This is a genomic window from Sporosarcina ureae (assembly GCF_029267015.1).
Taxonomy (GTDB): domain Bacteria; phylum Bacillota; class Bacilli; order Bacillales_A; family Planococcaceae; genus Sporosarcina; species Sporosarcina ureae_D.
Genome location: NZ_JARIEA010000077.1, coordinates 1 through 8,055, shown reverse-complemented (window position 1 = coordinate 8,055; position 8,055 = coordinate 1). Strand labels below are relative to the sequence as shown.

Below are 8,055 nucleotides of genomic sequence, written 5' to 3'. Positions count from 1 at the left end.
GTGCTTACAAAGATCTTACCCTTTTAATCACGCTAGTAAACCATGGATAGTGCATGGGATGCGGGTTATAAATTTACTGTGAATTCTTAAGTTGACAGCTATGGTGGCTTGAGCCGCTTCCTTCGCTGCGCTACGTCCAGGGTCTCAAGGCACACGCTGATCCTCCCGGAGTCGCCCCTCCTTCGCTCCAATCCCTTGCAATGTAAGTAGTTGATACTTTGTGTTGTGCATTAAAGTTAGGATTGTAACTGGTATTGAACTTGAACAATAACTTGAGCCCTAGTATTTGAACTTAAATAAGATAAAATAAAACAATAAGTCATATACAAACTACAGGGAGTGATCTAAGTACTCACACTATCATCCTAGGATGGAAGCGGAAGTTGGCGGCGAAGTGCAAAGATGTGCTCCTAACGCTTCGCTTTTACTCGCAAAAGCAGTTCTTCGCTACGGCTCTCGCTCCAATTCATTGCAATGCTAGTGGGTGATATTTTTTGTTGTGTATTAAAGTTAGTGTTGTGATAGGTTTTGAACTTCAGTACTTGAAACTAAATACCTTAATACAAAACAAGAATTCATCCCCTAACTACAGTGAGTGATCTTAGTACTCGCACTATCAATGTAGGATGGAAGCGGAAGTTGGCGGCGACTCCTGATGGATCAGGCCGATCAGGTGAGACAACTAAGAGAGCATAGCGAACAGTTGGCTCACCGCGGGCCCATGGGAAAGCGTCCGCCAACTGGAGCTTCAATTCCCTCGTACTCTCAAATTCACTCACTGTTCCATTGACACTGCCCTGCCCTTGAACTTAAGGGAGTTCAAACACTATTTAAAATAAGTAATCGAAGCAAAAAAAGAATGCCTTGGAGATGGTAGCTTCCAAGGCATCCATATTCAACTACTTCAACAACAACTGCTCAATCCCGCTCTCTAAGCGCTTATCCACTTCCTTCGCATCATGAATATGCTCCACAATCAACTCATGCGCAGAAGACTTTGTCGTTTTTTCACTTAATTCCTGAATGATATGAAAGCTTGATTCAATATCAGATACTGCTTCACCTAAGACATTGTGCTGAGCGTTCACTTTCTCGTGTTGGGCGACGGCTGCAGTTAATTCTGTCCCTACTTGTTTCAATCGGCTATTATCTGATTGAACGGCTGTCGGTTGTACTGTCACCTTCTCTTCCACTACGGGCCGATCAGGCTGTCGTCTAAAGATCCCCACGTTACGTTCCCCCTTTTATCCAGATTTATTTAAAACGATTCTGGATTCTGACCTGTACGTTCATCTCGATTTAATGCATTAATCAACGCCATATCAGAAAGCGTTAATTCGAAATCAACTACTTCACTATTTTCTTTAATCCGATCAAATGAAATCGATTTTGGAATGACAATCAATCCATTTTGGATATGCCATCTAATGATGACTTGTGCAACAGTCTTTCCGTGCTGAGCAGCAATCGCCATGAGTGTTGCATCTTCTAAGATTTGTCCCCTAGCTAATGGACTCCATGAAGTTACCGCGATTTGATGTTCGGCGCAAAACTGGCGCAATGGTTCCTGCGTTAGGCGTGGATGAACCTCTATTTGATTTACCATTGGTCGGATATTCGCAATCGCAAATATTTCTCGTAAATGGGCTTCATGATGATTGGAAACGCCTGTAGCTCGAATTAATTTTTCATCATATAATCTTTCAATTGCTCGATATGTATCCACATAGCTGCCTGTAACAGGCCAGTGTGTTAAATATAGATCTAGATAATTCATATCTAACCTCGTCAATGAACGCTCGAATGCACGTAATGTTTCATCATACCCTTGTTCGTCATTCCACACTTTGGATGTCACAAACAAATCTTCGCGCGCGATACCCGTGTTACGGATTGCTTCGCCTACAACTTGTTCATTTTCGTAAATAGATGCTGTATCAATTGCGCGATAGCCCAATGAAACCGCTTTCTCAACTGCTTGCATCGTTTGCTCCGGTTCTGTCATCTTATATGTACCTAAACCGAACTGCGGCATCTGCACGCCGTTACCTAGTATAACCATCTGATCAAAAATCGTTGACATAATAACTCCTCCTCTATGAACTCATAGTGTAATTGTACATTATTTTACAGGTTTTACGAATACATTTTCGATATAATAAGTTGATTTCTTTCCTAAAAACGAATATTATTGTCTATGGTCTTTACTATGTTCTTAATTTAAGGAGAGAATATACTGTGTTTCAATTAAAGAAAAATCAAACGACTGTCAAAACAGAGCTTCTGGCGGGAATGACTACTTTTCTAACGATGGTTTATATTGTCATCGTCAATCCTATTATTTTATCCGAGGCCGGGGTTCCATTTGACCAAGTCTTTTTAGCCACTATTATAGCCACTGTCATCGGTACACTTTGGATGGCGTTATTTGCAAATTATCCTATCGCCATTGCACCCGGTATGGGATTGAACGCGTACTTTGCTTCTGTCGTTATCGGATCAGACGGTCAACTCGACTACTTGACAGCTTTTTCTGCAGTATTTATTGCAGGTCTAATCTTTGTATTATTATCGATGACTTCTTTCCGAGAAAAACTAATTGAAGAAATTCCCGAAAACCTTAAACATGGGATCACAGCCGGAATTGGACTATTTATCGCATTCATCGGCCTGCGATTATCAGGATTAGTCATTCCACATGAGTCAAATATCGTGCAGCTAGGGGAACTTACCTCGCCTGCCGTACTATTGACCTTGTTCGGATTACTCGTGACGATTGTTTTGATGAATCGCAACGTCTATGGCGCTATATTCATTGGAATGATTGCAACTGGCGTTGTCGCATTTTTCACCAAGCAGTTACAATTCGACGGGGTTATGAAAATACCTCACCTGCCTGAAGGTATTCTTGTATGGAACCCAGTACTGGCGATGGGAGATGTTATTTCATACGGTTTATACGGTGTCGTCTTGTCGTTTCTACTTGTTACTTTATTCGATACAACCGGAACGATGATTGGAGTAGCCAAGCAAGCTGGACTCATGAAAGGTAAATCTTTACCTCGTGCACGCCATGCGCTTCTAGCTGACTCAGTAGCCGCCACAGTCGGCTCAATGGTCGGAACTAGCCCTACATCCGCTTATGTTGAATCGTCCTCTGGTGTAGCTGTAGGCGGTCGTACAGGATTGACTACTTTAACAGTTGCAGTGCTATTCATAGTCGCAGCATTTTTCAGTCCTATCGTTAGTGCTCTGTCTGGTGTTGCTGCGATTACAGCACCTGCTTTGATTATTGTTGGTAGTTTGATGATCGGCGCAGTGAAAAATATCGATTGGGATTCATTCGACGAATCTTTCCCTGCATTTCTTGTCATTTTGACGATGCCGCTTACTTCAAGTATTGCGACTGGTATCGCACTTGGGTTTATCACATACCCGTTATTGAAGATTACAAAGGGCAAGGGTAAGCAAGTTCCTATGTTGATGTATATCTTCGCGGTACTATTCACCTATCAGCTACTATTCCTGCCTCACTAAGATTTGTTAGGAACCTGTCACATAAAATGACGAAGATTATTTCATTTATATAATTTTTACGGTATACTGTACAAAGGACTATTGATTTCATAGGAGGTACAAACAATGAGACTAATTCTAATTATGGCCGTTTGTTTTGCATTCTTATCTGCAATCTTGACTGGCGGATACGATAACAAGCCAGGCGAATCAAAAACGAACCAAATGAAGTAAATAGAAGAGGGATTGGCCATGAGCCAATCCCCTTTTTTTTATGCATTATGTTAAATGTGCAAATTTCTGTTGACGAAGTGCTTCATAAATGAGGATTGCAGCCGTATTCGACAAATTCAATGAACGAATATGCTCATCGTTCATCGGTATGCGCAAACAACTCTCTTTATACTTCTCCGTTATTTCATTTGGCAAGCCGGTAGTCTCTTTTCCAAACACAAAGAAAATGTCCTTATCGGTATCCGAATAATCAAATGTATCATAGCTCGTCTCTCCGAATTTTGTAATGAAATAAAACTCGCCTTCCGGATACGCGTCTATAAACTCCTGAATTCCTTCGTGATACGTAATGTCAACATGTTCCCAGTAATCTAAGCCCGCCCGTTTCAACATTTTATCTTCAGTAGAAAAACCAAGTGGCTTTATTAAATGGAGAGCTGTATCAGTTCCCGCACAAGTACGTGAAATATTTCCTGTATTGGCAGGGATTTGTGGTTCGAATAATGCAACGTGAATCGTCATCTTACTACCTTCTTTCAATTTATGTGGAGCTGTTTCATAGCTTGTGTAATTTCACTTACTACAAACTCATCTTCTTCCGTAACCAAACTTTCAGTCAGCACTTCTTGCGCTTCTATCTTTCCAATCTCACCAAGTGCCCATGCCGCTGTTCCTCTAATCATCGGCCGCGGATCTTCTTTTAACAATCTCGTTAATTCAGGTATCGCTGCTTCGTCTTTGAAATGCGCTAAAGCAATCAATGCATTTCGCTGAATTGGATTCTTTCCGCGCCAAGAGCCTGACATATAGCCATACTGCTCTTTGAACTGTCGGTTGGATAAGGTCAATAGTGACAGCAACAAAGGTTTCACGAGCTCCGGCTCAGGCGTGAATTCCAGCTGGTGTGTGTGATTCATTCCTTTGTTTTTTGGACAAACCGTTTGGCAGGTATCACATCCATACAATCGATTCCCGATCTTATGTCGAAACTCTTCAGGTACAGGTTTCTTTGTTTGTGTCAAAAACGCAATGCAACGCTGGGCATCTAATTGTCCAGGCTGTACAAGTGCACCCGTCGGACAGACATCCAAGCATAAATTACAATCTAGACACTGATCTTCCATCGGCTCATCTGGTGCAAACGGCAAATTCGTAATAATCTCACCTAAATAAACATAAGATCCGAACTCCGGTGTAATGATGGAACAGTTCTTAGCCGACCAACCGATACCTGCACGTTCTGCTACTGCACGATCTACAAGCTCTCCTGTATCCACCATGGAGCGAAGTCGCGCATCTGGCACCTTAGTCAGAATAAATAATTCAAGCTGTGCTAGCTTGGCACGCAACACGGTATGATAATCTTCACCCCAAGAAGCCCTGCAAAACATACCACGACGTTCCCCTTTTTTCCCACGAGGACTATCTGACATTTTTGAGGGGTACGCAACGGCTATAGCAATAATACTCTCTGCTTGATCTAGCAATAATAAAGGCTCCGTTCGTTTCTCTATATCCGGTTCTTCAAAACCCGATTGATAGTTTAATCGTTGCTGTTGTTTCAGACGATCTTTCAATTTCATAAATGGAGCTGCCGTCGTAAAACCAATTTTATCTATTCCAATGGACGCCGCAAACGTTTGTATTTCTTGCTGTAACTGAGCGACATTCACCATTCTCCGCCTCCCTTATGATAAGATGAAGTAAAATTACAAGCAGGTGGTACTGATGCAACTTACTATTGATTCTTCTATATTCACGAAAATCCCTGATTTTAAATTAGGCATAATCTATTATAACAAAACAATCGTCTCTGCATCACCTCAGATGCTAAAAGGACGACTACAATTATTTCAAGAACAATTATATTTCGAACTACTTGACAAAGACTTCGCAGATTTTAAGGGTCTAGCGGAATGGCAATCCATCTGGACAACTCTTGGTGCAGACCTATCGACTAAGCCACCAGCTCTTCAATTACTCTTACAGCAGATCAAAGATCGACACTATACTTCTTCTTTCCATAGTGCAGAAGATCTGAACACGTTCTTTTCACTGCAATACGAAATCCCAACAGTTATTTACGATGCTGACAAAATAGCTGGAGATATTTTGTTGTCAGTCGGCAGCGCTGAGGACGGCTACGAAGGATTGAATAATCAATTCAATACCTTTGAAAATATCTTACTCCTAAGCGACGGTTACAGTCCATTTGGTAGCCCGTATGTCGATTCTATACGAACAGCCGTAACAGAGGAAACCGAAAACATCATTCAACTGCTTTTCATTCATCCTTCATTGGAACAAGAAAAAGCTCAACAATTAGCCGACGCTTGTGGTAAAATGTTCACAAGCATAAACGGTGGTGATTATCAAAGTTCTGTAGTGGATAGTCGAAATCCTAACTTTATCCTAACAAAAGAGGTGGAATCATGAATATAACATTAGCCGAAGGCATTAAATTAAAAAGTATTCTATCCAAGCAAATACGTGAGCTCGAAACAGAAGCCCAACGAGTGGCTTTCATAACGGTTGAAAAAGGCGCACCACGTCCAATAATTAGCCGAACATTACAAGACGTAGAAGCCGAGATGGAGCAAGTTAGACTAGATCAACGCAAACTGGACTATCTCATCTACGTAGCAAACAGCACAAATACAGTAGAGTTTGAAGACAAACAACTACCATTAGTTGAAGCCATTGAACTGGCTATCCAATTGCGTGCAAAGTCTTCTTACTATAAACAATTCTCTTTAGCGAGTAAAGAAGAAATACAATATGGTTTTGCCGAATCGACTACGATTTATCGTGTGGCATTGTTTGACCCAGAAGAATATCGATTGAAAGCACAACAAGCGGAAAAAGCAGCGCATCAATTATCGAATCGCATCAACATGAAAAACTATTCAATCGTTCTCGACTTCGATGGTGCTAACTACTTTTAACCTCAAAAAGGTGAGACTCCTTTTTGAGGCATAGAGTGGGGAATATGAACACAAACTTGCTAAAACCAATTACTTGTTACCCTTTACACATTGACCAATGACCCATTACCAACCACGTCCATGGCAATGAACCCTTAATTAGTAACACCCTTTCATATTTCTCCTCTATGGCCTGCTGCCTGTCATTTTGACAGGCAGCAGGTATTTTTGTATTTTGTCATTATAATAAGAAGGCGGTATCTAGCTAGCCTGAAGTAATCTGGAGAATAGTGATTCAGTATTTCTTGACGTCCCATCCTTATAAGCTTTAAATTAAATCACTGAATATCGAAGGATGTCTAAAAGTATTTTGTAAAGTATAGATATAGAACTTCTCATACCACTTTACAATTCAGATCACTTTATATTAGTTTGTTACGTTTGTTTCTCGTTCTGCACACCACTCGTGTGTCAGCATCTACGCATTGCTCTGTAAGCTCAATCGACATTGTACTGGGTAAAATAGATTTAAGCCCAGTACATGAGCCCTCTGTGGCTTGCTACACCATCATTCAAATAGACAATGCACTCTTACTTATTGCTTGAACCATAAAAAAAGAACACAGCATATGCTGTGTTCTTTTGGTGATACCCGAGGCCGGACTTGAACCGGCACGCCTCGCGGCATCGCATTTTGAGTGCGACGTGTCTGCCATTCCACCACTCGGGCACGTGTAAAGTAATTATATGAAATTAAAAGGCGGCAACCGGAATCGAACCGGTGGTAAGGGTGTTGCAGACCCGTGCCTTACCGCTTGGCTATGCCGCCAACATAGTGGAGCGGAAGACGGGATTCGAACCCGCGACCCCGACCTTGGCAAGGTCGTATTCTACCACTGAACTACTTCCGCAAAACTGACTGGGGTAGCTGGATTCGAACCAACGAGTGACGGAGTCAAAGTCCGTTGCCTTACCGCTTGGCTATACCCCACTAATGGGGCGGACGAGGGGAATCGAACCCCCGAATGTCGGAATCACAATCCGATGCGTTAACCACTTCGCCACGACCGCCATGTTATGATCACTTACAGTATAGTAATAGGTGTTAATTATTTTTAAAAGTATGGGGCGGACGAGGGGTATCGAACCCCCGAATGTCGGAATCACAATCCGATGCGTTAACCACTTCGCCACGACCGCCAGAATAATTATTATTTTTAAAAAATACAGGGGCAGTAGGAATCGAACCCACATCAAAGGTTTTGGAGACCTCTATTCTACCGTTGAACTATGCCCCTAAATGGTGGTGGGGGACGGATTCGAACCGCCGAACCCGGAGGGAGCGGATTTACAGTCCGCCGCGTTTAGCCACTTCGCTACC

7 protein-coding genes and 7 tRNA genes are annotated in these 8,055 nt (G+C 42.1%); 3 read left to right on the top strand and 11 right to left on the bottom strand.

Annotated elements, in window-relative coordinates:
* Window positions 1-899: 899 nt before the first annotated feature.
* Both Q7P97_RS13610 and Q7P97_RS13605 read right to left on the bottom strand, forming a co-directional pair.
* The gene (locus Q7P97_RS13610; protein WP_303969860.1) at window positions 900-1,229 is read right to left on the bottom strand and encodes a hypothetical protein; all 330 of its coding nucleotides are present in this window, start codon (window positions 1,227-1,229) and stop codon (window positions 900-902) included.
* 29 nt (window positions 1,230-1,258) lie between these two features.
* Entirely contained in the window at window positions 1,259-2,083 is an 825-nt protein-coding gene (locus Q7P97_RS13605; protein WP_303969858.1) for an aldo/keto reductase, read from the bottom strand.
* 155 nt (window positions 2,084-2,238) lie between these two features.
* Here Q7P97_RS13605 and Q7P97_RS13600 point away from each other — a divergent pair, with 155 nt between their 5' ends.
* Window positions 2,239-3,537, top strand: a complete 1,299-nt coding sequence (locus Q7P97_RS13600) for an NCS2 family permease (RefSeq protein WP_303969857.1) — start codon at window positions 2,239-2,241, stop codon at window positions 3,535-3,537.
* Between the two features lie 258 nt (window positions 3,538-3,795).
* Here the strand turns inward: Q7P97_RS13600 and trmL are convergent, their stop codons facing one another.
* Window positions 3,796-4,272, bottom strand: coding sequence for a tRNA (uridine(34)/cytosine(34)/5-carboxymethylaminomethyluridine(34)-2'-O)-methyltransferase TrmL (gene trmL, locus Q7P97_RS13595; RefSeq protein WP_099635346.1), 477 nt, complete (start codon window positions 4,270-4,272; stop codon window positions 3,796-3,798).
* A 14-nt stretch (window positions 4,273-4,286) separates the two neighbouring features.
* The gene (queG, locus tag Q7P97_RS13590; protein WP_303969862.1) at window positions 4,287-5,423 is read right to left on the bottom strand and encodes a tRNA epoxyqueuosine(34) reductase QueG; all 1,137 of its coding nucleotides are present in this window, start codon (window positions 5,421-5,423) and stop codon (window positions 4,287-4,289) included.
* Between the two features lie 55 nt (window positions 5,424-5,478).
* Here queG and Q7P97_RS13585 point away from each other — a divergent pair, with 55 nt between their 5' ends.
* Together Q7P97_RS13585 and Q7P97_RS13580 are read left to right on the top strand one after the other, a co-directional pair.
* A complete protein-coding gene (locus Q7P97_RS13585; protein ID WP_303969854.1) occupies window positions 5,479-6,186 on the top strand; it encodes a B3/B4 domain-containing protein in 708 nt (235 codons plus the stop codon).
* Complete coding sequence (locus tag Q7P97_RS13580; RefSeq protein ID WP_483315727.1) at window positions 6,180-6,695, top strand: hypothetical protein; 516 nt, start codon at window positions 6,180-6,182, stop codon at window positions 6,693-6,695. Before Q7P97_RS13585 ends, Q7P97_RS13580 begins: the two co-directional genes overlap by 7 nt.
* A 628-nt stretch (window positions 6,696-7,323) precedes the next feature.
* On the opposite strand, the gene Q7P97_RS13575 is transcribed toward Q7P97_RS13580, so the two are convergent.
* From Q7P97_RS13575 to Q7P97_RS13545, 7 genes are all read right to left on the bottom strand, one after another.
* Window positions 7,324-7,404: transfer RNA gene (locus Q7P97_RS13575), tRNA-Leu, on the bottom strand.
* 28 nt (window positions 7,405-7,432) lie between these two features.
* Window positions 7,433-7,503, bottom strand: a tRNA-Cys gene (locus Q7P97_RS13570).
* 7 nt (window positions 7,504-7,510) lie between these two features.
* Window positions 7,511-7,585 (bottom strand) — tRNA-Gly (locus Q7P97_RS13565).
* Between the two features lie 8 nt (window positions 7,586-7,593).
* Window positions 7,594-7,665, bottom strand: a tRNA-Gln gene (locus Q7P97_RS13560).
* 4 nt (window positions 7,666-7,669) lie between these two features.
* A tRNA-His gene (locus Q7P97_RS13555) sits at window positions 7,670-7,745 on the bottom strand.
* Between the two features lie 53 nt (window positions 7,746-7,798).
* Window positions 7,799-7,874: transfer RNA gene (locus Q7P97_RS13550), tRNA-His, on the bottom strand.
* 27 nt (window positions 7,875-7,901) lie between these two features.
* Window positions 7,902-7,972 (bottom strand) — tRNA-Trp (locus tag Q7P97_RS13545).
* Between the last annotated feature and the right edge of the window lie 83 nt (window positions 7,973-8,055).

Coding starts and splice junctions, on each gene's coding strand:
- Q7P97_RS13605 (WP_303969858.1), bottom strand. CDS start 2,083: ATGTCAACGATTTTTGATCAGATGGTTATACTAGGTAACGGCGTGCAG.
- trmL (WP_099635346.1), bottom strand. CDS start 4,272: ATGACGATTCACGTTGCATTATTCGAACCACAAATCCCTGCCAATACA.
- Q7P97_RS13585 (WP_303969854.1), top strand. CDS start 5,479: ATGCAACTTACTATTGATTCTTCTATATTCACGAAAATCCCTGATTTT.